Source organism: Streptococcus sp. CM6 (genome assembly GCF_000526095.1).
In the GTDB taxonomy this organism is placed as follows: domain Bacteria; phylum Bacillota; class Bacilli; order Lactobacillales; family Streptococcaceae; genus Streptococcus; species Streptococcus oralis_BW.
Genome location: NZ_JATS01000020.1, coordinates 144,988 through 171,608, shown reverse-complemented (window position 1 = coordinate 171,608; position 26,621 = coordinate 144,988). Strand labels below are relative to the sequence as shown.

Sequence of the window (26,621 nt, the reverse complement as noted above, 5' to 3'; positions counted from 1 at the left end):
AACTCCTTTTGATGAAAATGATAGTTGGACACGGAATTGACATCGAAGAATTGGCTTCGATAGAACGCGCAGTTACACGACATGAAGGCTTTGCCAAGCGCGTGTTGACCGCTAAGGAAATGGAACGCTTTACCAGTCTAAAAGGGCGCAGACAAATCGAATATTTGGCAGGTCGTTGGTCGGCTAAGGAAGCCTTTTCTAAGGCCATGGGAACTGGTATTGGGAAACTCGGTTTCCAGGATTTGGAAGTATTGAACAATGAACGTGGGACGCCTTATTTTAGTCAGTCACCATTTTCAGGAAATATTTGGCTGTCTATCAGCCATACAGATCAGTTTGTGACAGCCAGTGTCATTTTGGAGGAAAATCATGAAAGCTAGTCCACATAGACCAACCAAGGCTCTGATTCATCTGGGAGCTATTCGACAAAATATTCAGCAAATGGGGGATCATATCCCTGAAGGAACGCTCAAGTGGGCAGTGGTTAAGGCCAATGCTTATGGTCATGGAGCTGTTGCCGTTGCCAAGGCGATTCAAGATAATGTCGATGGCTTTTGCGTTTCCAACATTGATGAAGCTATTGAACTTCGTCAGGCAGAAATTGACAAGAAAATCCTTATTTTAGGTGTGTCTGAGGTAGAAGCTGTTTCACTAGCTAAAGAATACGACATCATCTTGACAGTGGCTGGGGTGGAATGGATTCAAGCGCTCTTAGCTAGGGAGACAGATTTATCTGGCTTAACTGTCCACCTCAAGATTGATTCAGGAATGGGACGAATTGGTTTTAGAGAAGCCAGTGAAGCGGATCAGGCTCATGCCTTGCTCCAACAACACGGCGCTCGTGTTGAGGGGATTTTTACCCACTTTGCGACTGCAGATGAAGAATCAGACACTTATTTTAATACCCAGTTGGAACGATTTAAAACCATTCTGTCAAGCATGAAGGAAGTGCCAGAGCTAGTGCATGCCAGCAATTCGGCAACGACTCTTTGGCACGCAGAGACCATTTTCAATGCAGTCCGTATGGGAGACGCCATGTATGGTCTGAATCCCAGCGGAGAGGTCTTGGACTTGCCTTATGACCTGATACCAGCCTTGACCCTGGAATCTGCCCTTGTCCATGTCAAGACAGTTTCGGCTGGAGCTTGCATGGGCTATGGGGCGACCTATCAGGCGGATAGTGAGCAAGTCATTGCGACGGTGCCAATCGGTTATGCGGATGGTTGGACACGAGACATGCAGAAATTTTCCGTCTTGGTAGATGGACAAGCTTGCCCAATCGTCGGCAGGATTTCGATGGACCAAATCACTATTCGATTACCTAAGATTTACCCACTAGGAACCAAGGTAACCTTGATTGGCTCTGACGGAGATAAGGAAATCACGGCAACTCAGGTAGCAGTCTACCGTGGTACCATTAACTATGAGGTGGTTTGTCTCCTCAGCGATCGCATTCCGAGAGAATATTATTAAAACATAGAAAGGAGGGGGGAGCATGAATCTACACCAACCCTTGCATGTCTTGCCTGGTGTGGGACCAAAGTCAGCAGAGAAATACGCCAAACTAGGAATTGAAAACTTGCAAGACCTCTTGCTCTACTTTCCTTTCCGTTATGAAGATTTCAAGACCAAGCGGGTGCTGGAGCTGGAAGATGGCGAAAAGGCGGTCCTGTCTGGTCAAGTCGTGACACCTGCCAGTGTACAGTATTATGGTTTCAAGCGCAATCGCCTACGTTTTAGCCTTAAGCAGGGAGAGGTCGTTTTTGCGGTGAATTTCTTTAACCAGCCCTATCTAGCAGACAAGATAGAGTTGGGAGCAACCCTTGCTGTTTTTGGGAAGTGGGACCGTGCCAAGGCTAGTCTGACTGGGATGAAGGTTCTAGCTCAGGTGGAAGATGACCTCCAGCCTGTCTATCGTCTGGCTCAGGGAATCAGTCAGGCCAGTTTGGTTAAGGTCATTAAGACAGCCTTTGATCAGGGATTGGACCTCTTGATTGAGGAAAACCTTCCCCAGTCTTTACTTGATAAATACAAACTCATGTCCCGTTGCCAGGCTGTTCGCGCTATGCATTTTCCTAAGGATTTGGCAGAATACAAGCAGGCCCTTCGTCGTATCAAGTTTGAGGAACTCTTTTACTTCCAAATGCAGTTGCAGACGCTCAAGTCTAAAAATAGAGTTCAGGGAAGCGGTCTGGTTCTGAATTGGTCTCAGGAAAAGGTGACAGCTACTAAAGAAAATCTTCCTTTTGCTCTGACCCCAGCTCAGGAAAAGAGTTTGCAGGAAATTTTGACCGACATGAAGTCGGACCACCACATGAATCGACTCTTACAAGGGGATGTGGGGAGCGGGAAAACGGTGGTCGCAGGTTTGGCCATGTTTGCTGCAGTGACGGCTGGCTACCAAGCGGCTCTCATGGTACCGACCGAAATCCTTGCTGAACAACACTTTGAAAGTCTACAGAGTCTCTTTCCAGACTTGAAACTCGCTCTCTTGACAGGATCCTTGAAAGCTGCAGAAAAAAGAGAAGTCTTGGAGACCATAGCGAAGGGTGAGGCTGATTTGATTATCGGAACCCACGCTCTGATACAAGATGGGGTTGATTATGCTCGCCTTGGTTTGATTATCATCGATGAGCAGCACCGTTTTGGTGTGGGGCAAAGGCGTATTCTGCGAGAAAAAGGAGATAATCCTGACGTTCTCATGATGACAGCGACACCGATTCCTCGAACACTGGCTATCACAGCCTTTGGCGATATGGATGTTTCCATTATCGACCAGATGCCTGCGGGTCGGAAACCCATTGTGACACGTTGGATCAAACATGAGCAACTGCCTCAGGTGCTGACTTGGTTAGAAGGGGAAATCCAAAAAGGTTCTCAAGCATACGTCATCTCTCCCTTGATTGAAGAATCAGAAGCTCTGGATCTGAAAAATGCCATTGCCTTATCGGAGGAGTTGACAGCTCATTTTGCTGGCAAGGCAGAAGTAGCTCTTCTACATGGTAAGATGAAGAGTGATGAAAAAGACCAGATCATGCAGGATTTCAAAGAGAGAAAAACGGATATTCTAGTATCTACAACTGTTATCGAGGTTGGGGTCAATGTTCCGAATGCGACCGTCATGATTATCATGGATGCTGATCGGTTCGGTCTCAGCCAGCTTCATCAGCTCAGAGGTCGTGTGGGTCGGGGGGACAAGCAGTCATATGCGGTTCTCGTTGCCAATCCCAAGACCGAGTCAGGGAAAGACCGCATGCGCATCATGACAGAAACCACCAATGGATTTGTCCTTGCTGAGGAGGATTTGAAAATGCGCGGATCTGGTGAGATTTTTGGAACCAGACAGTCAGGCCTGCCAGAGTTTCAAGTGGCGGATATTATCGAAGATTTTCCGATTTTAGAAGAAGCTAGGAAGGTTGCCAACTACATTAGTTCGATGGAAGGTTGGAAAGAGGATCCAGAATGGCGCATGATTGCTCTTCATCTAGAAAAGAGGGAACATCTGGATTAAGCCTTTTCTAAGAAATCTATAAGCTAGATTTTAGGTTTGGATCTTATACTAGAGTCATCAAAAAGAAACGAGGACTCTCATATGACGATTAAAGTGACCTACCAAAAGAAATTTCAGACTTTCAAACTAGAGAAAGGAGCTAGCACCTATTGATAACCAAAGAGCGGAAACGCTCTTTTTATTTTTATGAAATGGTCGGCTATAAATCAAACTTAGTCGAGTGATAAAAAGATATTAGTCTCCAAGCCTATTTACTCTTTGACTGAAGCTTGATATAATTGCCCCATCTGAGTAAAGAGGAGTGAAAAGAATGTTAGAAACAAGAATGATTGCTATCCAAGATAGGTATGGAGAACGATTTCAGCATTGTTGGGGATGTGGTCCCAAGAATGATTTAGGCTTACATTTAAAAACCTATCCAAGTATAGATGGGAATAGTTGTATTAGTCGGATAAAGCTTGAAAATGCTTATACTGGTGGAGTTCCATCAAATGTCTTTGGAGGAATGATAGCGACTATTTTTGATTGCCATGGCACGGCCTCAGCAGCTTGGTTTGCCCATCATCAAAAAGGGTTGGAACTGACGGAATCAACTGTGATAGGACGTTTTATTACAGCTCGCTTGGAGATTGATTACCTTAGTCCTAGTCCAATTGAAGATGAAATTGTGGTTACTTCTACTCTGGAGGAATTAGGGGAAAGAAAAGCAATTATTTCTATGGAGATGACAGTGGCTACTAAAGTCCGTGCCAAAGCCAAAATGGTAGCAGTTGCTGTGAAGGATCATATGTAAAACGGAAAATTAGAAGTTTAAGATTTTAAAACTACTTTCAAACGATGCGTTTGAGGGAGGAGAATTTAAAATCACTTTCTGTTTACCATTCTTTCTTGCATTGCTTTTCTAGATATGCTACAGTTATGATAACGATTACAAATTAAAAGGAGCATGCTATGAAAAACCCAGCTTTGCTAGAAGAAATCAAGACTTATAAAGGAAGGGATGAGGTTCCAGAAGACTTTGATGCTTTTTGGGATGAAGAGGTCAAAAAAGTTTCAGTCCTTCCTGCCTACCAGTTGGAGGAAAGGGATTTTCATATTCCTCAAGTCAAGTGTTATGAGCTGACCTTTGAAGGAAGGAATGAAGGCAAGGTCTATGCACGCATCGTCCTTCCAAAGACTGAGGAGAAGGTTCCGCTAATCTTTCACTTCCATGGATACATGGGACGTGGTTGGGATTGGGCTGACATGCTGGCCTTTACCGTGGCTGGTTACGGCGTTGTTTCTATGGACGTTCGAGGCCAGTCAGGTTATTCGCAAGATGGCTTGCGCTCTCCTTTGGGAAATACCGTTAAGGGACATATCATCCGTGGTGCTGTTGAAGGTCGAGACCAGCTCTTTTATAAGGATGTCTATCTGGATATTTACCAGTTGATCGAAATTGTTGCTAGTCTGCCACAGGTAGATGAGGAAAGACTTTCAAGCTATGGTGCCTCACAAGGAGGGGCTTTAGCCCTGGTTGCAGCAGCGCTCAATCCTCGGATTCAGAAAACAGTTGCCATCTATCCTTTCTTGTCAGACCTTAGACGAGTGCTTGAGATTGGCAATACCAGTGACGCCTATGATGAACTCTTCCGATATTTCAAGTTCCACGATCCCTTCCATGAAACAGAGGAGGAAATCATGGCGACCCTTGCCTATATCGATGTGAAAAATCTTGCCCATCGCATTCAAGGTGAGGTCAAGATGATTACGGGCTTGGATGACGATGTCTGCTATCCTATTACCCAGTTTGCAATTTACAACCGCCTAACTTGCGACAAGGCCTATCGCATCATGCCAGAGTATGCTCACGAAGCCATGAATGTTTTTGTCAATGACCAAGTCTACAACTGGCTCTGTGGCAGCGAGATTCCTTTTAAGTACGTAAGATAATGAATGAGAGAGCCCAGGAGCTCTCTTTTTTATGTCCAAAACCTGAAAGTACTTTTAGAAAACTTAAAATATTAAAATATCCTTAAAAGTAAAATCTATTCTGTGGGAACACAGATATAAATATAAGACTTTATTGTATAATAAAGGAAAAGTCACTTGTGAAAGGAGGAAAAAGGCTGCTGGGTGATTAAAAACTCGAGCTCAGCAGAAAATGGGAGAGGATTGGGAGCTCTCATTAAGTTGGATACTTTCTTGTAAAAACTTGTCTCTTGAGAGACAATAAAAATTTTTAAAGAAAAAGAAAGCGCTTTATTTTATGAAAAATGAAAGGACAAACATGAATTACAAATCTTTAGATCGGAAACAGCGATACGGAATTCGAAAATTTGCAGTTGGGGTAGCATCGGTAGTGATTGGTACAGTAGTATTTGGAGCAAATCCAGTCTTAGCTCAAGAGCAAGCCAATGCAGCAGGGGCCAATACAGAAACTGTCGAACCTGGTCAAGGTTTATCAGAATTGCCAAAAGAAGCGTCCTCGGGAGATCTTGCTCATTTGGATAAGGATTTGGCTGGTAAATTGGCAGCAGCACAAGACAACGGCGTTGAGGTGGACCAAGATCATTTGAAAAAAAATGAGAGTGCAGAATCAGAAACCCCATCCTCTACCGAAACTCCTGCAGAAGAAGCAAATAAGGAAGCGGAATCAGAGGATCAAGGAGCGCTTCCTCGTGACTATTACTCAAGAGATTTAAAAAATGCTAATCCTGTCCTTGAAAAAGAAGATGTTGAAACCAATGCAGCAAATGGTCAGAGAGTCGATTTATCAAGTGAACTAGACAAACTAAAGAAACTTCAAAATGCTACAGTTCACATGGAGTTCAAACCAGATGCATCAGCTCCACGCTTTTACAATCTCTTCTCGGTATCCAGTGACACCAAGGAAAATGAGTACTTTACTATGTCGGTCCTTGATAATACAGCTCTTATTGAAGGGCGTGGCGCTAACGGGGAGCAGTTCTATGATAAGTATACAGATGCTCCTTTGAAAGTTCGCCCTGGACAATGGAACTCCGTGACCTTTACTGTCGAACAACCGACAGCAGAGTTACCTCATGGTCGAGTTCGTCTCTATGTGAACGGTGTCTTATCCCGAACAAGTCTAAAATCTGGTAACTTTATCAAAGATATGCCAGATGTTAATCAAGCTCAACTTGGAGCAACCAAACGGGGCAATAAAACAGTTTGGGCATCAAACCTACAAGTACGAAACCTAACTGTTTATGATCGTGCTTTAAGCCCAGATGAAGTTCAAACACGAAGTCAATTATTTGAAAGAGGTGAATTAGAACAGAAACTTCCTGAGGGAGCAAAAGTCACTGAGAAAGAAGACGTCTTTGAAGGTGGTAGGAACAATCAACCAAATAAAGATGGTATCAAGAGTTATCGTATCCCAGCTCTTCTCAAGACAGATAAAGGAACGCTGATTGCAGGTGCAGATGAACGCCGTCTCCATTCGAGTGACTGGGGTGATATCGGCATGGTCATCAGACGCAGTGAAGATAATGGTAAAACTTGGGGAGATCGAGTAACTATTACCAACCTACGTGACAATCCAAAGGCTTCTGATCCATCAATCGGTTCACCAGTGAATATCGATATGACCCTGACTCAAGATCCTGAAACCAAACGCATTTTTGCCATTTATGACATGTTCCCAGAAGGAAAAGGAATCTTTGGAATGTCTTCGCAAAAAGAAGAAGCCTACAAAGAAATCAATGGTAAAACCTATCAACTCCTCTATCGAGAAGGTGAACAGGAAGCTTATACTATTCGAGAAAATGGTACAGTTTACACTCCAGATGGTAAAGCAACAGACTACCGTGTTGTTGTAGATCCTGTTAAACCAGCCTATAGCGACAAGGGTGATCTATACAAAGGTGATCAGCTACTAGGCAATATCTACTTCACAACAAACAAAACTTCTCCATTTAGAATTGCGAAGGATAGTTATCTATGGATGTCCTACAGTGATGATGACGGGAAGTCCTGGTCAGCGCCTCAAGATATCACTCCGATGGTCAAAGCCGATTGGATGAAATTCCTAGGAGTAGGTCCTGGAGTGGGAATTACCCTTCGTACTGGACCACATAAAGGTCGAATCGTCGTTCCTGTCTATACGACCAACCGGGCTAACCACCTCAATGGTTCTCAATCATCTCGAATCATCTACTCGGACGACCATGGTAAGACTTGGCATATGGGTGGTGGTGTCAACGACAATCGTACACTTTATGATGGTACAGTAGTCGATTCAAGTACCATGAGCAATTATTATGCTCAAAATACGGAAGCTTCAGTTGTTCAGTTAAACAATGGGGACCTCAAACTCTTTATGCGTGGGTTGACAGAAGATCTACAGGTTGCAACCAGTCATGATGGTGGTCTAACTTGGGACAATAACGTTGAACGCTACGATGTGCCAGACGTTTATGTTCAAATGGCTGCGACTCACACGGTTCAAAATGGCAAAGAGTATATTCTCTTGGCAAATGCAAATGGTCCAGGTCGTAAAAATGGGTATATTCGAGTGGCTCGTGTAGAAGAAGATGGTCGGCTAACTTGGTTGCACCACCATTTGATTCAAGAAGGTGAGTATGCTTATAACTCACTTCAACAAATCGGGCCAGATGAATTTGGACTTTTATACGAACACCATGCTCCTGGAGGTGTTCCATACACACTTTCCTTCAAGAAATTCAACTGGGATTTCTTGACCAAGGAAAGAATTTCTCCTAAAGAAGCAAAAGTGAAATATGCTATCCAAAAATGGCCAGGTATCATTGCTATGGAGTTCGATTCGGAAGTATTGGTAAACAAGGCTCCGACCCTTCAATTGGCAAATGGCAAGACAGCAACCTTTATGACCCAGTACGATACAAAAACTCTCCTATTCACAATAGATCCAGAGGATATGGGACAAAGGATTACAGGTCTAGCTGAGGGTGCAATTGAAAGCATGCACAATTTACCAGTTTCTTTAGCTGGCTCTAAACTAAGCGATGGTATTAATGGCAGTGAAGCCGCTATCCATGAAGTTCCAGAGTTCACAGGTGGTGTTAATGCAGAAGAAGCGGCTGTGGCAGAGGTACCAGAGTACACTGGACCATTGGCAACAGCAGGTGAAGAACCAGCTCCAACAGTAGAAAAACCGGAATTCAAAGGTGGTGTCAATGCAGAAGAAGCGGCTGTAGCAGAGGTACCAGAGTACACCGGTCCATTGGCAACGGTAGGTGAAGAACCGGCTCCAACGGTAGAAAAACCAGAATTCACAGGTGGTGTCAATGCAGTTGAGGCAGCAGTCCATGAGATTCCTGAGTTTAAAGGAGGAGTGAATGCAGTTCAAGCAGCCTCAAACGAGGTTCCAGAATATAGCGGAGGTGCTAACTTTGTCTTGGCAGCTTCAAATGACCTGCCAGAGTATAAGGGTGGAGTCAATGGCGCTGAGGCAGCAGTCCATGAAGTGCCAGAGTACAAGGGAGAAAACAATCTAGTATTAGCAGCTGCAGACAACAAACTGTCTCTAGGCCAAGATGTGACCTATCAAGCGCCAGCAGCTAAACAAGATGAACTTCCAAATACGGGAAGCAAGGAAACCAGCTCACTAATTTCCCTTGGCCTTGCGGGCGTCCTCTTATCACTTTTTGCATTTGGAAAGAAGAGAAAAGAATAATAAGCAAAAGCTATTATAGCAAGTCTCAGAAGAGATAGCAGGTTTTCAAGCCTGCTATCTTTTTTGATGACATTCAGGTTGATTCGAAATCATAAGAGGCCTGAAACTACTTTCAGGAACGGCTGTTCTATAAAATACTTTTGAAACTGAAATCTATTCTATCACAAGCTATTGAAAGCGCTTAACAAATAATATATAATAAGCCCATAAGAACAAGAAAGGGAGGAAAGAGGATGCCACAGATCAGCAAAGAAGCCTTGATTGAACAAATCAAAGATGGAATCATTGTCTCTTGCCAGGCACTTCCTCACGAACCGCTTTATACAGAAGCGGGAGGAGTCATTCCCTTGCTAGTCAAAGCGGCTGAGCAAGGTGGAGCAGTCGGTATCCGAGCAAACAGTGTTCGCGATATCAAGGAGATCAAGGAGGTTACGAAACTCCCGATTATCGGGATTATCAAACGTGACTATCCGCCACAGGAGCCTTTCATTACAGCTACGATGAGAGAAGTGGATGAACTGGCTGAACTAGATATTGAGGTCATTGCTCTGGATTGTACCAAACGTGAACGTTACGATGGTTTGGAAATCCAAGACTTTATCCGACAAGTCAAAGAAAAATATCCGCATCAACTCTTGATGGCTGATACCAGCACGTTTGAAGAAGGAATTGCAGCGGTTGAAGCAGGTGTTGATTTTGTTGGAACAACCCTATCAGGTTACACCTCTTATAGTCCGAAAGTGGATGGTCCAGACTTTGAACTGATCAAAAAACTGTGTGAAGCAGGTGTGGATGTCATCGCTGAAGGGAAGATTCATACACCAGAACAAGCTAAGCAAATCCTTGAGTATGGGGTGCGAGGCATTGTTGTTGGTGGAGCTATTACTAGACCAAAAGAGATTACGGAACGCTTTGTTGCCGGTCTTAAATAACACAATCTCAAAAAAGAGGAGAGTGGTCGATGCGTCGAATAAAATGAAAACGTATACAAATATAAAGAACTCATTATCCAATATGGATACGCTTATTAATTAGGAGAATACAAATGAAATTTAGAAAACTAGCTTGTACAGTACTTGCGGGTGCTGCGATTCTTGGCCTTGCGGCTTGTGGTAACTCTGGTGGAAGTAAAGATGCTGGAAGCTCTAGTAGCGATAGTGGAAAAACAGAAATCACTTGGTGGGCATTCCCAGTCTTCACACAAGAAAAAACGGGTGACGGTGTTGGAACTTATGAAAAATCAATCATCGAAGCTTTTGAAAAAGCAAATCCAGATGTAAAAGTGAAATTGGAAACCATTGACTTTAAGTCAGGTCCAGAAAAGATCACAACAGCTATCGAAGCAGGAACAGCGCCAGACGTACTCTTTGACGCACCAGGACGTATCATCCAATACGGTAAAAATGGTAAATTGGCTGAGTTGAACGACCTCTTCACAGACGAATTCGTCAAAGATGTCAACAACGAAAACATCGTACAAGCAAGTAAGGCTGGAGACAAAGCTTACATGTATCCAATCAGTTCAGCTCCATTCTACATGGCTATGAACAAGAAAATGTTGGAAGATGCTGGAGTTGCAAACCTTGTAAAAGAAGGTTGGACAACTGATGACTTTGAAAAAGTTTTGAAAGCGCTTAAAGATAAAGGCTACACTCCAGGTTCATTGTTCAGTTCTGGTCAAGGGGGAGACCAAGGAACACGTGCCTTCATTGCAAACCTTTATGGCGGTTCTGTAACAGATGAAAAAGTAACGAAATATACAACTGACGATCCTAAATTCGTCAAAGGTCTTGAAAAAGCTGCTAGCTGGATCAAAGACGGTTTGTTGAACAATGGTTCACAATTTGACGGTGGGGCAGACATCCAAAACTTTGCTAACGGTCAAACTTCATACACAATCCTTTGGGCACCAGCTCAAAACGGTATCCAAGCGAAACTCTTGGAAGCAAGTAAGGTAGAAGTGGTAGAAGTACCATTCCCATCAGATTCTGGTAAACCATCTCTTGAATACCTTGTAAACGGATTTGCAGTATTTAACAACAAAGACGATAAGAAAGTCGCAGCTGCTAAGAAATTCGTTCAATTCATCGCAGATGACAAAGAATGGGGTCCTAAAGACGTAGTTCGTACAGGTGCCTTCCCAGTTCGTACTTCATTTGGCAAACTTTATGAAGACAAACGTATGGAAACAATCAGTGGCTGGACTAAATACTACTCACCATATTACAACACTATCGATGGATTTGCTGAAATGAGAACACTTTGGTTCCCAATGTTGCAATCTGTATCAAATGGTGACGAAAAACCAGCGGATGCTTTGAAAGCCTTCACTGAAAAAGCTAACGAAACAATCAAAAAAGCTACAAAACAATAAGCACTAAGTCAGATTGATTCCCCCCTTTTCCCTGTGCACTATGGTGTAAGAAAAGGGGGACTTTTGTTTGAAATGGTAGGAACTGTCACGAAATTAAAATGAAGTTCTTACATAAGCGAATCTTAAAAAATTTCATTTTGGTTTTAAAACAGTTCAAGAAAATCAAAAACTATTCTATTTGAAAGAGAGGTGCCGACTGTGAAAGTCAATAAAATTCGTATGCGGGAAACAGTGATTTCCTACGCTTTCCTAGCACCAGTGTTATTCTTCTTTGTAATCTTTGTCTTGGCTCCTATGATTATGGGATTCATTACAAGTTTCTTTAACTACTCCATGACGAAATTTGAGTTTGTGGGCTTGGACAACTACATTCGCATGTTTAAAGACCCTGTCTTTATGAAGTCTTTGATCAATACCGTTATCCTGGTTATTGGATCTGTTCCGATTGTGGTTCTCTTCTCGCTCTTTGTAGCATCTCAAACCTATCATCAAAATGCCATTGCCCGTTCTTTCTATCGTTTCGTCTTCTTCCTACCGGTTGTAACAGGTAGTGTTGCCGTAACGGTTGTATGGAAATGGATTTATGACCCCCTATCAGGGATTCTAAACTTTGTCCTTAAGTCAAGTCATATCATCAGCCAAAACATTTCTTGGTTGGGTGATAAAAACTGGGCTTTGCTAGCGATTATGATCATCCTTTTGACTACATCTGTTGGTCAACCGATTATCCTTTATATCGCTGCTATGGGAAATATTGACAACTCACTAGTTGAAGCAGCGCGTGTTGATGGTGCGACTGAGTTCCAAGTGTTCTGGAAGATCAAATGGCCTAGCCTTCTTCCAACAACTCTTTACATCGCGATCATTACAACCATCAACTCATTCCAGTGTTTCGCCTTGATTCAGTTGTTGACTTCTGGTGGTCCAAACTATTCAACAAGTACACTCATGTACTACCTTTACGAAAAAGCCTTCCAATTGACAGAATACGGCTATGCAAATACCATCGGTGTCTTCTTGGCAGTGATGATTGCCATTGTCAGCTTTGCTCAATTCAAGATCCTCGGAAACGATGTAGAATACTAAAGAAAGGAGACAGTTATGCAACCTACACAAAAGAAACCCTTAACAGCTTTCACTGTTATTTCAACGATTATCTTGCTCTTGTTGACCGTACTGTTCATCTTTCCATTCTACTGGATCTTGACAGGGGCCTTCAAATCACAACCAGATACCATTATGATTCCGCCACAGTGGTTCCCTAAAATGCCAACCATGGAGAACTTCCAACAACTCATGGTGCAAAACCCTGCTATGCAGTGGATGTGGAACTCTGTATTTATCTCACTGGTAACCATGTTCTTAGTCTGTGCAACCTCTTCTCTAGCAGGTTATGTTTTGGCTAAAAAACGTTTCTATGGTCAGCGCATCCTCTTTGCAGTCTTTATCGCTGCCATGGCTCTTCCAAAACAAGTTGTCCTTGTACCATTGGTACGTATCGTCAACTTCATGGGAATTCACGATACACTTTGGGCAGTGATCTTGCCTTTGATCGGATGGCCATTCGGGGTCTTCCTTATGAAACAATTCAGTGAAAATATCCCGACAGAATTGCTTGAATCAGCTAAAATCGACGGTTGTGGTGAGATTCGTACCTTCTGGAGCGTAGCCTTCCCTATCGTGAAACCAGGATTTGCAGCCCTTGCGATCTTTACCTTCATCAATACTTGGAACGACTACTTTATGCAGTTGGTTATGTTGACTTCACGTCAAAACTTGACCATCTCACTCGGGGTTGCGACCATGCAGGCCGAAATGGCAACCAACTATGGTTTGATCATGGCGGGTGCAGCTCTTGCAGCCGTGCCAATCGTAACCGTCTTCCTTGTCTTCCAAAAATCCTTCACTCAAGGGATTACTATGGGAGCGGTTAAAGGATAAGATTCTGCGAAAATCGAGTTTAAACGACGTTAGCGTTACCTTGCCATACTTAAGTATTGCCTGGGGTTAGCTTTCTAGTTTGTTCTTCGATTTTCATTGAGTATAAGAGAATACAGAGTTATAAGTGTCTACAAAATGGAGAGTATGCAGTTACTTCGTGAAGTTTTGTCAGACACTTATAAACTTAAGAATGAACTCTTTTCATGATACTAGTTAGAGTAGGTTCGTTTTATGGTGGCTATTTTCCGCTTTAGTGGTATCTAAGATAAGCATCTTACGCTTATCTTAGACGGGATTTTTGAGACTGACGATGAAAGAGCAAAAGGCTCAAAAATTAGGAATGAAATACCGAAGAAATTTGCTTCCGTCCGCACTATTATAGGGAAATAGAGAAAGGATAATTCGAAACTGAAAAATAGTAACTATCAGAAACGAAGGAAACAGTATGATTTTTGACGATTTGAAAAACATCACCTTTTACAAAGGGATTCATCCCAATCTAGATAAGGCTATCGACTATCTCTATCAGCACCGTAAGGATTCTTTCGAACTCGGTAAGTATGAGATTGACGGGGACAAGGTCTTTCTAGTTGTTCAGGAAAATGTCCTCAATCAAGCTGAAAATGATCAGTTTGAGCACCATAAACACTATGCAGACTTGCATTTGCTGGTAGAAGGACATGAATATTCGAGTTACGGTTCACGTATCAAAGACGAAGCGGTAGCATTCGACGAAGCGAGCGACATTGGCTTTGTCCATTGTCATGAACGCTACCCACTCTTGTTGGGTTATCACAATTTTGCGATTTTCTTCCCAGGAGAACCGCATCAGCCAAATGGCTACGCAGGGATGGAAGAAAAAGTTCGCAAGTATCTCTTTAAAATTTTGATTGATTAAAAGAATCAGGAGGAGCAAACATGGCACAAAAAGGAGTAAGCCTTATCAAGGCAGCATTTGATACAGATAATTTTCTCATGCGTTTCAGTGAGAAGGTCTTGGATATCGTCACAGTCAATCTTCTTTTTGTCGTCTCTTGTTTGCCCATTGTGACGATTGGAGTGGCGAAAATCAGCCTTTATGAGACCATGTTTGAGATTAAGAGAAGCAGACGGGTACCAGTCTTTAGAACTTATCTAAGAGCTTTCAAGCAAAATCTGAAACTGGGTTTCCAGTTAGGTTTGCTAGAGTTAGGCATTGTGTCATTAAGCCTTCTAGACCTCTATCTCTTCTGGGGACAGACTGCTTTGCCTTTCCAGATTGTGAAAGCTATTTGTTTGGGGATTCTCATCTTCCTCACTCTGGTGATGCTGGCTAGTTATCCCATCGCTGCCCGCTATGACCTGTCTTGGAAAGAAGTGCTGCAAAAAGGGCTTATCTTGGCAAGTTTTAACTTTCCTTGGTTCTTCCTCATGTTAGCCATTCTCTTTCTCATTGTGATGGTTCTTTATCTATCCGCCTTCACTCTTCTTTTGGGTGGATCGGCCTTTATCCTCTTTGGCTTTGGTTTGCTAGTCTTTCTCCAAGCAGGTTTGATGGAGAAAATCTTCGCCAAATACCAGTAGGATGGCTTGTTTCTGAAACTACTTTCAATCGTTACAGTTTCTAAAATACAAGTAGAAACTAAAATCTAAGTGTATACAAGATATTGAAAGCGATTTTCACAAGGTGTATACTAAACTTGTAAAAAATAGAACTGCTCTCAGCAGAAAAAAGAAATCTTAGGAGAAAATCTATGTCAGATTTGAAAAAATACGAAGGTGTCATTCCAGCCTTCTACGCATGTTATGATGATCAAGGAGAAGTCAGTCCAGAGCGTACGCGTGCCTTGGTTCAATACTTTATTGATAAAGGTGTTCAAGGTCTCTATGTCAATGGTTCTTCTGGTGAATGTATCTACCAAAGCGTTGAAGACCGCAAATTGATTTTGGAAGAAGTCATGGCAGTTGCCAAAGGAAAATTGACTATCATCGCCCATGTTGCCTGCAACAACACAAAGGATAGTATGGAACTTGCTCGCCACGCAGAAAGTTTGGGTGTAGATGCCATTGCAACGATTCCACCGATTTACTTCCGCTTGCCAGAATACTCAGTTGCCAAATACTGGAATGACATTAGTGCTGCAGCTCCAAACACAGACTACGTGATTTATAACATTCCTCAATTGGCAGGAGTTGCTTTGACTCCAAGTCTCTATACTGAAATGTTGAAAAATCCACGTGTTATCGGTGTTAAGAACTCTTCTATGCCAGTTCAAGATATCCAAACCTTTGTCAGCCTTGGGGGAGAAGACCACATCGTATTTAATGGTCCAGATGAACAGTTCCTAGGAGGACGCCTCATGGGTGCCAAAGCTGGTATTGGTGGTACTTACGGTGCTATGCCAGAACTCTTCTTGAAACTCAATGAGTTAATTGCTGAGAAAGACTTGGAAACAGCTCGTGAATTGCAATACGCTATCAATGCAATCATTGGTAAATTGACTGCTGCACATGGAAATATGTACTGTGTAATCAAAGAAGTCTTGAAGATCAATGAAGGTTTGAACATTGGTTCAGTTCGTTCACCATTGACACCAGTAACCGAAGAAGATCGTCCAGTTGTAGAAGCAGCTGCAGCCTTGATTCGTGAAACCAAGGAGCGCTTCCTCTAATCCATAAGGAGGTATTTATGACACATTACGTTGCAATTGATATTGGCGGAACCAACATCAAATATGGTTTGATTAATCAAGAAGGCCAACTTGTTGAATCGCACGAAATGCCAACAGAGGCGCATAAGGGTGGCCCACATATCTTACAAAAGACAAAAGATATCGTTTCCAGCTGTTTAGAAAAAGGCCCAGTAGCAGGTGTTGCCATTTCTTCTGCTGGGATGGTGGATCCAGATAAGGGTGAGATTTTCTATGCTGGTCCTCAAATTCCTAATTACGCAGGAACTCAGTTCAAAAAGGAAATCGAGGCTAGCTTTAATATTCCTTGTGAAATTGAAAATGATGTCAACTGTGCAGGTCTTGCTGAGGCAGTATCTGGTTCAGGAAAGGGAGCGAGTGTGACACTTTGCTTGACCATTGGAACAGGTATCGGTGGTTGCTTGATTATGGATGGGAAAGTTTTCCATGGATTTAGCAACTCAGCCTGTGAAGTCGGTTATATGCATATGCAGGATGGGGCTTTCCAAGACTTAGCTTCTACGACAGCCTTGGTAGAATATGTGGCAGCAGCTCATGGTGATCCAGTTGATCAGTGGAATGGCCGACGCATTTTTAAGGAAGCTACTGAAGGAAACAAGATTTGCATGGCTGGTATTGACCGCATGGTCGACTATCTAGGAAAAGGTCTGGCAAATATTTGCTACGTTGCCAATCCAGAAGTAGTCATTCTCGGTGGCGGTATCATGGGACAAGAGGCTATCCTCAAACCAAAGATCCGCACAGCCTTGAAGGCGGCCTTGGTACCAAGTCTAGCTGAAAAAACACGATTAGAATTTGCCCATCACCAAAATACAGCAGGTATGTTGGGAGCCTATTATCATTTCAAAACAAAACAATCCTAGTTTGGTTTAACCAAACTAGGATTTTCTAACGCGTTTTTGTCTACGATAGCCATTGAGTTTTTTATTTTCCCAATAGCTGTTAAAGATTTTTTCCTTGCTCTCGCGATTGATTTCCAAAAAGTAGGCATAAATCAAATCTATTAAAATGAGCATAGGGAGTTGAGCGGAAATACGCTGGATGTAAGAAGATTGACTGTGGCTTGCCACAAGGACCGTTTCGGTGTAGGCCTGACTATTTTTATTTGGAGCGCTGGTAAAGAGAATGGTCTTGGCACCCATTTCCTTGGCATCCAACAAACTATCGAGGACGGATTGGGTAGTGCCTGATAGAGAAAAGCCAAGTACCAGACAATTTTCATCCATGATACTGGTCGTCCATGCAAAGCCATCCTGGTCGGTCAAAGCTTCACAGACAACACCTAGACGCATAAAGCGCAGTTTCATCTCACGGGCAATCAGACCAGAACTTCCCGTCCCAAAGAAGTAAACTCGTTCTGCGTCATCGATTAATTGGGCGACGCGTTCCAGTTGTTCTTCGTCGATCAAATCCTGAGTTTGTTCTCGCATGATACTGTAGCTTCGCAAAACACGTTTGGTCAAAGGACTATGTTTGTGGGAATGAGTATCCTGTTTACTAGCCTGATGCTGGTATTGAAAGACGAATTCTCGGTAACCTGTAAAACCACACTTTTTGGCAAAGCGGGTCAATGCTGCTTGGGAGATGTGTAATTTCTGGGTGACTTGCTGAGAAGAAAGATCATCTTGGATCGTTTCAGGTTGTAAAAAATAGCGAGCGATTTCTTGCTCGAGCTCGGTTAATTCTTCAAAATGGAGGTCGATTATGGTTGCGATGTCTGGCTTGTTCATGAGGCTCCTTTTTATGAGTCAAATTCTTAAAGGTTAACGCTTTCCTAACTATTACTATCATTATATCACAGAAGTTAGGATAACCAAATAAAAAGGCATTTTCAGTTGAAAGTCAAAAAATGCTTCGACTTTTCCAAGAGTTTCTCCGTAAAATATGGTACAATGAAATGTACTGAACATCACCTGTTTGCTCTATTATTTTATATGTAAATAAAGGTGAAAATCGGAAATTTTTCTAGAAAAGAGTCTTAGTTGTATGAGAAAATTCAATAGCCATTCGATTCCTATTCGGCTTAATTTACTGTTTGCCATTGTTATCCTGTTGTTTATGGCCATTATTGGTCGATTGTTATACATGCAGGTGCTCAATAAAGATTTCTATGAAACAAAATTGGCCTCAGCCAGCCAGACAAGGGTAACAACCAGTTCAGCTCGTGGACAGATCTATGATGCGGCAGGGAAACCCTTGGTAGAAAACACTGTCAAGCAGGTTGTTTCTTTCACCCGAAACAATAAAATGACAGCAGCAGAATTGAAGGAGACAGCCAAGAAACTTCTCACATATGTGAATGTAACCTCCCCTAATTTGACAGACCGTCAGATTGCAGACTACTACTTGGCGGACCAGGACGTTTACAAAAAAACAGTCGAATCCTTGCCAAGTGATAAACGCCTGGATTCAGATGGAAATCGTTTATCAGAAGCAACTCTCTACAATAATGCAGTTGAAAGTATTGACGTGAGTCAACTCAATTATACAGATGACCAGAAAAAGGAAATCTATCTCTTTAGTCAGCTCAATGCCGTTGAAAATTTTGCGACAGGAACCATTTCTACGGATGCCTTGAATGATACCCAAGTTGCTCTCGTTGCATCAGCATCCAAGGAATTACCAGGTATCAGTATTTCAACCTCATGGGATAGAAAAGTCCTAGACACTTCTTTGTCTTCAATTGTAGGTAGTGTATCAAGTGAAAAATCAGGTCTTCCAGCGGAGGAAGTGGACGCTTATTTGAAAAAAGGATATTCTCTCAATGACCGAGTGGGAACTTCCTATCTTGAAAAGCAATATGAAGATGTTCTTCAAGGCAAACGCTCCGTCAAGGAAATCCACCTTGACAAACACGGAAATATGGAAAGTGTAGAAAATGTCGAAGAAGGAAGCAAAGGAAACAACATCAAACTAACGATTGACCTAACTTTCCAGAATGGTGTAGATGACCTACTCAAGAGCTACTTCAACTCAGAGTTGGGTAACGGTGGAGCTAAATACTCTGAAGGGGTCTACGCTGTAGCCCTCAATCCTAAAACCGGTGCAGTTCTAGCGATGTCGGGTGTCAAGCATAATGTCGAATCCGGTGAATTAAGTTCAGATTCGCTTGGAACGATAACCAATGTCTTTGTTCCAGGATCTGTCGTTAAGGCGGCAACCCTTAGCTCTGGTTGGGAAAATGGGGTCTTGTCAGGCAATCAAACCTTGACAGATCAGCCGATTGTTTTCCAAGGTTCGGCTCCGATCAATTCATGGTATACCTTATCCTATGGCTCCTTCCCTATCACAGCAGTTGAGGCTTTGGAGTACTCTTCTAATACCTACATGGTTCAGACTGCGCTAGGGATCATGGGGCAGACCTACCAGCCAAATATGATAGTCGCAACTGATCAGTTAGAGACTGCAATGGGCAAATTGCGATCAACTTTTGGGGAATATGGACTCGGAGCTTCAACAGAGATTGACCTCCCAGATGAATCTACAGGATTTACACCAAAAGAATTTGATTTGGCCAACTATATTAATAACGCCTTTGGCCAGTTTGATAACTACACACCTATGCAGTTAGCCCAGTATGTCGCAACCATTGCAAACAATGGCGTACGATTGGCTCCTCACATCGTTGAGGGAGTTTATGGAAACAATGAACAAGGTGGCTTAGGCAATCTAGTTCAAGAAACAGCCACCAAGGAACTGAACAAGATCAATATCTCAGAAGCGGATATGGCTCTCTTGCACCAAGGTTTCTATCAAGTTTCGCATGGAACGAGCGCTCTGACAACTGGTCGTGCCTTTTCAAATGGTGCATCCGTTTCCATCAGTGGGAAGACAGGTACTGCCGAAAGTTATGTCAATGGTGGTCAAAAAGCCAATAATACCAACGCAGTTGCTTATGCTCCGTCTGATAATCCTCAAATCGCGGTCGCAGTCGTCTTTCCTCATAACACCAACCTAACAAATGGTGTCGGACCTTCAATTGCACGAGATATTATCAACCTCTATAACCAACAACATCCAATGAATTAGAAAGGAACTTATGCTGTATCCAACACCTATTGCCAAGTTAATTGATAGCTATTCAAAGTTACCAGGTATCGGGATCAAAACGGCTACTCGTCTCGCCTTTTATACCATTGGAATGTCTGATGACGATGTCAATGAATTTGCCAAAAACCTTCTATCTGCCAAGCGGGAATTGACCTATTGTTCCATCTGTGGTCGCTTGACGGATGATGACCCTTGCTCGATCTGTACAGATCCGACTCGAGACCAGACAACCATCTTGGTGCTAGAGGATAGTCGCGATGTGGCTGCTATGGAAAATATCCAAGAATACCACGGACTCTATCATGTCTTGCACGGTCTCATTTCTCCTATGAATGGTATCAGTCCAGACGATATCAACCTCAAGAGCCTCATGACTCGTCTCATGGATAGTGAGGTTTCAGAGGTGATTGTGGCAACCAATGCGACAGCGGATGGAGAAGCGACATCCATGTATCTCTCTCGTTTGCTCAAACCAGCTGGTATCAAGGTCACTCGTCTAGCACGAGGCCTAGCCGTGGGAGCAGATATCGAGTATGCGGATGAGGTCACACTTTTACGAGCCATTGAAAATCGGACAGAGTTGTAGGTGAAGACCAGTTTACAAACTCAATTCATTATACAAAAATCTTATACAAAAATCGAGGAGACCGACTTTGTTTTTATCGGTCTCTTTTTATGTTTTTTGAAGATCAGTATTACCTTCAAGTTTTAAAAAAGAAGCAAATATGATATACTAAAGAACGAATATTCTATTAGAATTAGGACAAACAATATGAAACAAACGATTATTCTTTTATACGGTGGACGTAGTGCAGAGCGTGAAGTCTCTGTCCTTTCAGCTGAAAGTGTGATGCGTGCGGTCAACTACGACCGTTTCACTGTCAAAACTTTCTTCATCAGCCAGTCAGGTGACTTTATCAAAACGCAAGAATTTAGCCAGACTCCAGGTCAAGAAGACCGTCTCATGACCAATGCGACTATTGACTGGGATAAGAAAGTTGCACCAAGTGCCATCTACGAAGAAGGCGCTGTAGTCTTTCCAGTTCTTCATGGTCCGATGGGAGAAGATGGTTCTGTTCAAGGATTCTTAGAAGTTTTGAAAATGCCTTACGTTGGTTGTAACATCTTGTCATCCAGCCTTGCTATGGATAAAATCACGACCAAGCGTGTTTTAGAATCTGCTGGGATTGCCCAAGTTCCTTATGTGGCCATTGTCGAAGGGGATGATGTGACTTCTAAAATTGCTGAAGTTGAAGAAAAATTGACTTATCCAGTCTTCACGAAACCGTCAAATATGGGTTCAAGTGTCGGTATTTCTAAGTCTGAAAATCAAGAAGAACTCCGCCAAGCTTTGGAACTTGCCTTCCAATATGACAGCCGTGTCTTGGTAGAGCAAGGGGTGAATGCGCGTGAAATTGAGGTTGGTCTCTTGGGCAACTACGATGTTAAGAGCACTTTGCCAGGAGAAGTGGTCAAGGATGTTGCCTTTTATGACTACGATGCCAAATATATCGATAACAAGATTACCATGGACATCCCAGCCAAGATTAGTGATGATGTAGTAGCTGTCATGCGTCGAAATGCTGAAACAGCCTTCCGTGCAATCGGTGGCCTCGGTCTGTCTCGTTGTGATTTCTTCTATACCGATAAGGGCGAGATTTTCCTAAATGAGCTCAATACCATGCCAGGTTTTACCCAGTGGTCTATGTATCCACTGCTTTGGGACAATATGGGGATCAGCTACCCAGAACTAATCGAGCACTTGGTTGACCTTGCTAAGCAAAGTTTTGACAAGCGCGAAGCGCATTTGCTATAAAAATGAAAGAGAGGGTAGAAGCCGGAACTATCACTGCATGGTGACTAGAGTTCTTGGACTTCAACCCTTTTTAAAGGAGTAGAAATGAAATTAACAATCCACGAAGTTGCCCAAGCTGTTGGAGCTAAAAATGATGTTAGTCTTTTTGCGGACGTTCAGTTAGAAAAAGCTGAGTTTGACAGTCGTTTGATTGGGACAGGTGATTTGTTTGTGCCACTTAAAGGAGCGCGTGACGGTCATGACTTTATCGAAACAGCTTTTGAAAATGGTGCAGTAGTAACCTTGTCTGAGAAAGAGGTTGCAAATCATCCCTACATTCTAGTAGACGACGTTTTGACTGCCTTTCAAACCCTCGCCGCCTACTATCTTGAAAAAACGGCAGTTGATGTCTTTGCCGTTACGGGTTCAAATGGTAAGACAACGACCAAGGATATGTTGGCGCATTTACTGTCAACAACCTACAAGACCTACAAAACTCAAGGCAATTACAATAACGAGATTGGACTTCCCTACACAGTTCTCCACATGCCTGAGGGGACAGAAAAGTTGGTCTTGGAGATGGGGCAGGATCACTTGGGAGATATCCATCTTTTGTCTGAATTGGCTCATCCTAAGACAGCCATCGTGACCTTGGTTGGAGAAGCTCATTTGGCCTTTTTCAAAGACCGTTCAGAGATTGCTAAAGGGAAAATGCAAATTGCAGATGGTATGGCTTCGAATTCCTTGCTATTAGCACCAACTGATTCGATTGTAGAGGACTACTTGCCTACTGACAAAAAGGTAGTTCGTTTTGGGCAAGGGGCAGAATTGGAAATCACAGACTTGGTCGAACGCAAGGATAGTCTGACCTTTAAGGCCAATTTCTTGGAACAAGCCCTCGATTTGCCAGTGACAGGTAAGTACAATGCCACCAATGCTATGATTGCATCTTATGTTGCCCTACAAGAAGGAGTTTCAGAGGAACAGATTCATCAGGCCTTTCAGAACCTAGAATTGACCCGTAATCGTACTGAGTGGAAGAAAGCAGCCAATGGAGCAGATATCCTGTCAGATGTCTACAATGCCAATCCAACTGCTATGAAGTTGATTTTGGAGACATTCTCTGCCATCCCAGCTAATGAAGGGGGCAAGAAAATCGCTGTCTTAGCGGACATGAAGGAACTTGGTGACCAGTCTGTTCAACTCCATAACCAGATGATTTTGAGCCTCTCGCCAGATGTGCTGGATACCGTTATTTTCTACGGAGAAGACATTGCCGAATTGGCACAACTAGCTAGTCAAATGTTCCCAATCGGTCATGTATTCTACTTTAAGAAAACTGCGAGCGAAGATCAATTTGAAGACCTAGTCAAGCAGGTTAAGGAAAGCCTCGGTGCCAATGATCAAATTTTGCTCAAAGGCTCGAACTCCATGAATCTAGCCAAGTTGGTAGAAAGTTTAGAAAATGAATGCAAATGATTTTGCCAAGTATCTTCAAAGAATGTTAGCTATTACGGATACTGGATTAACCTTTACAAAAGATCCTTTTGACCGTGAGCGCTATGAGGACTTGCGAAGCCTGTTATCTGAAATGTTGAATCAGGTATCAGACCTCGATACAGAAGCAGTGGCAGAAGTCTTGAAACCAACTTCCGCTTATGCAACTCCTCTGATGGACGTCCGTGCTTGGATTGTTGAGGATGAAAAAGTATGTTTAGTTAGAGGAAAAGGAGAGGATAGTTGGGCTTTGCCAGGTGGATTTGGTGAAGTCGGCTACTCTCCAACCGAAAATATTCTCAAAGAAATTGAAGAAGAAACCGGCTTTACAGCAAAAGCTGAAAGGTTACTTGCAGTTTTTGACACCAATCGTTTCCAACTACAGAGCAAACAATATGCAAAGTTTGTCTTTGAATGCCAACTTCTTGATGGACAATTTCAAGAGAATCAAGAAATTGCTGAGCTTCAATTTTTTGCCATTGACCAATTGCCGGTCTTATCTGAAAAACGCATCACCAAGGAGCAAATGGAGATTCTTTGGCAAGTTTATAAAGGACAAAGAGACCAATATGTCGATTAGTTTGTGCTAGAGAAGTCGACAAATCAAAAAAGGGTGTCTGTAAAGTGCATTTCTGCAATACAAATGATATAATAGGTTGCGAATTTAAGACGCAAGTGTTCTATGAATAGCATAGAATCAAGTTTTTTCAAAAAATTTAAAAGCTGGAGAAAGTGAATTTTTTACTGCCTCTAGCTAGATGAACGAGGAATAGAATATGAATTTGTGGGATAAATTATTTACCACGCAGATATCAGAACCGCCCCAGTTTGAACTCCACTGGTATATTGGTTTGTTATGTTTACTGGCCTTTACTTTCTACGCTTCTTATCGTTTTCGCGACAAAGTGGCTTACCAACGATTTATTCAGATTCTTCAATCTGTTCAACTGATTGTTCTGTATGGCTGGTATTGGGGAAACCATCTGCCCCTGTCAGAAAGTTTACCCTTCTATCATTGCCGTGTTGCCATGTTTGTCTTGCTCCTGATCCCGGGAACCTCTAAGTACAAGCAATACTTTGCCCTTCTAGGAGTCTTTGGAGCAACAGCAGCTCTGGCGTATCCACTATTTGATCCTTATCCGTTTCCACACGTGACCATCCTGTCCTTCATTATCGGACATGTGGCACTTTTGGGAAATGCACTCTTATACTTGTTTAAAAACTATGAAGCTTCCCTGCTCAGCTTCAAGAATGTAGCGGTGATTACCTTCACTCTAAACGCTTTGATATGGGTTGTTAATTTAGTTGTCAGTGGGGATTATGGTTTCTTAACGAGACCGCCACTTGTTGGAAATCACGGACAACTTTTGAATTACCTTATTGTTTCGAGCGTTATCGTGATAGCAATTTGCGTAACAGCAAAATTGCTAGAGATCTTTTTACAGCAAAAATCGCAAGAATTTATTCAAGAGAAGGTCTAAATAGACCTTCTCTTTTTGATGGGTTATAAATATTATCGAATTGTTGACAAGAACATCAAAAACTTTTTCCAGAAGAAAAATTTTCTAATATTTTCTCAAAAAACATGCAGGAAATTTACGAAAAACTAAGCATGATTAGTTTTTTTGTGTTATAATATTCTTTGAATAGCTATGCCCAAACATAGTTATTAAATAGAAGTGAGAAACTTGGAAGATAGAGAGGATGCGATGTAATGACTAGAGATGGTTTTTTTACAGGCTTGGATATCGGAACTAGCTCCATTAAGGTGTTAGTTGCTGAGCATAGAGATGGCGAAGTAAATGTAATTGGTGTTAGTAATGCCAAAAGTAAAGGTGTAAAAGACGGAATTATTGTTGATATTGAAGCAGCTGCTTCAGCAATCAAATCCGCAATCACACAGGCAGAAGAGAAAGCAGGCATTTCTATCAAGTCTGTTAACGTTGGTCTTCCAGCAAATCTTCTGCAGGTCGAACCAACACAAGGAATGATTCCTGTTACGTCGGATACAAAAGAAATCACAGATCAGGATGTTGAAGATGTTGTTAAGTCAGCTTTGACAAAGAGCATGACTCCTGATCGTGAAGTGATTACCTTTATTCCAGAAGAATTTATCGTGGATGGTTTCCAAGGAATTCGTGACCCTCGTGGTATGATGGGTGTTCGATTGGAAATGCGTGGTCTGCTTTACACAGGTCCTCGTACGATTCTACACAATCTTCGCAAGACAGTCGAACGTGTAGGTATCCAGGTTGATAATGTGATTATTTCACCTTTGGCGATTGTGAACTCAGTCCTCAATGAAGGCGAGCGTGAATTTGGTGCGACTGTCATTGACATGGGTGGAGGTCAGACTACTGTAGCGACTATCCGCAATCAAGAATTGCAATTCACCAACATCTACCAAGAAGGTGGAGATTACGTTACAAAAGACATCTCTAAAGTCTTGAAAACATCTCAAAAGATTGCAGAAAGTTTGAAACTGAACTATGGTGAAGCTTATGTTCCGCTAGCAAGTAATGAAACTTTCCAAGTTGAAGTAATTGGCGAAGTAGAGCCTGTTGAAGTGACAGAGAGCTACTTGGCAGAAATTATCTCAGCACGCATCAAACATATCTTTGACCAAATCAAACAAGAGTTGGAAAGAAGACACTTGTTGGATTTGCCAGGAGGTATCGTCCTTATCGGTGGAAATGCAATTTTGCCAGGCGTTGTTGAATTAGCCCAAGAAGTATTTGGTGTTCGAGTAAAACTCTATGTTCCGAATCAGGTTGGAATTCGCAACCCTGCATTTGCTCACGTGATTAGTTTATCTGAGTTTGCTGGTAAATTGACTGAAGTCAATCTTCTTGCTCAAAAAGCAGTTAAAGGAGATGAATTCCTTCGTCAAAAACCAATCAACTTTGGCATCCCAAATCAACGTTTGAATCCTGTGGCACAACCAAGCCCAACACAGACAACTCCAGTTGAAACTGTACAGGAAACTCCAGTTGCTCCCAAGGAAGAATTCCAAGCAAGTTCTCAAAGTAAACCGAAGCTAACAGAACGTTTCCGTGGTTTAATCGGAAGCATGTTTGATGAATAAAAGAGGATAAGAAATT

The 26,621-nt window shown here is 42.5% G+C and carries 22 protein-coding genes; 21 read left to right on the top strand and 1 reads right to left on the bottom strand.

The genetic code is table 11. The features are described from left to right. Nucleotides 1–17: 17 nt before the first annotated feature. The 14 genes from acpS to HMPREF1516_RS07450 all read left to right on the top strand — a co-directional run bounded on the left by acpS (nucleotide 18) and on the right by HMPREF1516_RS07450 (nucleotide 17,041). Nucleotides 18–380 (top strand): holo-ACP synthase, encoded by a 363-nt coding sequence (acpS, locus tag HMPREF1516_RS07515; RefSeq protein WP_025169591.1) that lies wholly within the window; start codon nucleotides 18–20, stop codon nucleotides 378–380. Then, nucleotides 370–1,473: an alanine racemase gene (gene alr, locus HMPREF1516_RS07510; RefSeq protein ID WP_000648091.1), complete on the top strand. Its 1,104-nt coding sequence runs from the start codon at nucleotides 370–372 to the stop codon at nucleotides 1,471–1,473. Before acpS ends, alr begins: the two co-directional genes overlap by 11 nt. Before the next feature lie 22 nt (nucleotides 1,474–1,495). Beyond that, nucleotides 1,496–3,511, top strand: coding sequence for an ATP-dependent DNA helicase RecG (recG, locus tag HMPREF1516_RS07505; protein ID WP_001048795.1), 2,016 nt, complete (start codon nucleotides 1,496–1,498; stop codon nucleotides 3,509–3,511). Nucleotides 3,512–3,821: 310 nt separating this feature from the next. Next, entirely contained in the window at nucleotides 3,822–4,304 is a 483-nt protein-coding gene (locus HMPREF1516_RS07500; protein WP_000894822.1) for an acyl-CoA thioesterase, read from the top strand. A gap of 158 nt (nucleotides 4,305–4,462) precedes the next feature. Next, on the top strand, nucleotides 4,463–5,443 hold the full coding sequence (locus HMPREF1516_RS07495; protein WP_000795098.1) for an acetylxylan esterase: 981 nt from the start codon (nucleotides 4,463–4,465) through the stop codon (nucleotides 5,441–5,443). Between the two features lie 337 nt (nucleotides 5,444–5,780). Beyond that, on the top strand, nucleotides 5,781–9,173 hold the full coding sequence (locus HMPREF1516_RS07490; protein WP_033606283.1) for an SIALI-17 repeat-containing surface protein: 3,393 nt from the start codon (nucleotides 5,781–5,783) through the stop codon (nucleotides 9,171–9,173). Nucleotides 9,174–9,406: 233 nt separating this feature from the next. Continuing rightward, nucleotides 9,407–10,105, top strand: a complete 699-nt coding sequence (locus HMPREF1516_RS07485; RefSeq protein WP_001135660.1) for an N-acetylmannosamine-6-phosphate 2-epimerase — start codon at nucleotides 9,407–9,409, stop codon at nucleotides 10,103–10,105. Nucleotides 10,106–10,218: 113 nt separating this feature from the next. Beyond that, nucleotides 10,219–11,547 (top strand): extracellular solute-binding protein, encoded by a 1,329-nt coding sequence (locus tag HMPREF1516_RS07480; RefSeq protein WP_033606229.1) that lies wholly within the window; start codon nucleotides 10,219–10,221, stop codon nucleotides 11,545–11,547. A gap of 219 nt (nucleotides 11,548–11,766) precedes the next feature. Then, a complete protein-coding gene (locus HMPREF1516_RS07475; RefSeq protein ID WP_161800156.1) occupies nucleotides 11,767–12,633 on the top strand; it encodes a carbohydrate ABC transporter permease in 867 nt (288 codons plus the stop codon). 15 nt (nucleotides 12,634–12,648) lie between these two features. After that, the gene (locus HMPREF1516_RS07470) at nucleotides 12,649–13,488 is read left to right on the top strand and encodes a carbohydrate ABC transporter permease (protein ID WP_001183243.1); all 840 of its coding nucleotides are present in this window, start codon (nucleotides 12,649–12,651) and stop codon (nucleotides 13,486–13,488) included. A 445-nt stretch (nucleotides 13,489–13,933) separates the two neighbouring features. Then, a complete protein-coding gene (locus HMPREF1516_RS07465) occupies nucleotides 13,934–14,386 on the top strand; it encodes a YhcH/YjgK/YiaL family protein (protein WP_000575446.1) in 453 nt (150 codons plus the stop codon). A gap of 20 nt (nucleotides 14,387–14,406) precedes the next feature. Further along, entirely contained in the window at nucleotides 14,407–15,051 is a 645-nt protein-coding gene (locus tag HMPREF1516_RS07460; RefSeq protein WP_000057503.1) for a YesL family protein, read from the top strand. Nucleotides 15,052–15,221: 170 nt separating this feature from the next. Beyond that, nucleotides 15,222–16,139: a dihydrodipicolinate synthase family protein gene (locus HMPREF1516_RS07455; RefSeq protein ID WP_001281480.1), complete on the top strand. Its 918-nt coding sequence runs from the start codon at nucleotides 15,222–15,224 to the stop codon at nucleotides 16,137–16,139. A 17-nt stretch (nucleotides 16,140–16,156) separates the two neighbouring features. Next, on the top strand, nucleotides 16,157–17,041 hold the full coding sequence (locus HMPREF1516_RS07450) for an ROK family protein (RefSeq protein WP_033606228.1): 885 nt from the start codon (nucleotides 16,157–16,159) through the stop codon (nucleotides 17,039–17,041). A 15-nt stretch (nucleotides 17,042–17,056) separates the two neighbouring features. Here the strand turns inward: HMPREF1516_RS07450 and HMPREF1516_RS07445 are convergent, their stop codons facing one another. Next, entirely contained in the window at nucleotides 17,057–17,908 is an 852-nt protein-coding gene (locus HMPREF1516_RS07445; protein WP_001039485.1) for a MurR/RpiR family transcriptional regulator, read from the bottom strand. Nucleotides 17,909–18,164: 256 nt separating this feature from the next. On the opposite strand from HMPREF1516_RS07445, the gene pbp2b reads away from it, so the two are divergent. The 7 genes from pbp2b to ftsA all read left to right on the top strand — a co-directional run bounded on the left by pbp2b (nucleotide 18,165) and on the right by ftsA (nucleotide 26,605). After that, complete coding sequence (gene pbp2b / locus HMPREF1516_RS07440) at nucleotides 18,165–20,207, top strand: penicillin-binding protein PBP2B (RefSeq protein WP_033606227.1); 2,043 nt, start codon at nucleotides 18,165–18,167, stop codon at nucleotides 20,205–20,207. Between the two features lie 10 nt (nucleotides 20,208–20,217). Continuing rightward, nucleotides 20,218–20,814 carry a recombination mediator RecR gene (gene recR, locus HMPREF1516_RS07435; RefSeq protein ID WP_000966754.1) on the top strand — a complete coding sequence of 199 codons (597 nt, stop codon included), beginning with the start codon at nucleotides 20,218–20,220 and terminating at the stop codon, nucleotides 20,812–20,814. Nucleotides 20,815–21,000: 186 nt separating this feature from the next. Continuing rightward, nucleotides 21,001–22,044, top strand: coding sequence for a D-alanine--D-alanine ligase (locus HMPREF1516_RS07430; RefSeq protein ID WP_033606226.1), 1,044 nt, complete (start codon nucleotides 21,001–21,003; stop codon nucleotides 22,042–22,044). Between the two features lie 84 nt (nucleotides 22,045–22,128). Beyond that, nucleotides 22,129–23,502: a UDP-N-acetylmuramoyl-tripeptide--D-alanyl-D-alanine ligase gene (locus HMPREF1516_RS07425; protein WP_033606225.1), complete on the top strand. Its 1,374-nt coding sequence runs from the start codon at nucleotides 22,129–22,131 to the stop codon at nucleotides 23,500–23,502. Further along, the gene (locus HMPREF1516_RS07420) at nucleotides 23,489–24,100 is read left to right on the top strand and encodes an NUDIX hydrolase N-terminal domain-containing protein (protein ID WP_033606224.1); all 612 of its coding nucleotides are present in this window, start codon (nucleotides 23,489–23,491) and stop codon (nucleotides 24,098–24,100) included. Before HMPREF1516_RS07425 ends, HMPREF1516_RS07420 begins: the two co-directional genes overlap by 14 nt. A 196-nt stretch (nucleotides 24,101–24,296) precedes the next feature. Further along, nucleotides 24,297–25,001 (top strand): YwaF family protein, encoded by a 705-nt coding sequence (locus HMPREF1516_RS07415; RefSeq protein WP_001055264.1) that lies wholly within the window; start codon nucleotides 24,297–24,299, stop codon nucleotides 24,999–25,001. Between the two features lie 233 nt (nucleotides 25,002–25,234). Further along, complete coding sequence (gene ftsA, locus HMPREF1516_RS07410) at nucleotides 25,235–26,605, top strand: cell division protein FtsA (RefSeq protein WP_000196341.1); 1,371 nt, start codon at nucleotides 25,235–25,237, stop codon at nucleotides 26,603–26,605. Nucleotides 26,606–26,621: the final 16 nt, after the last annotated feature.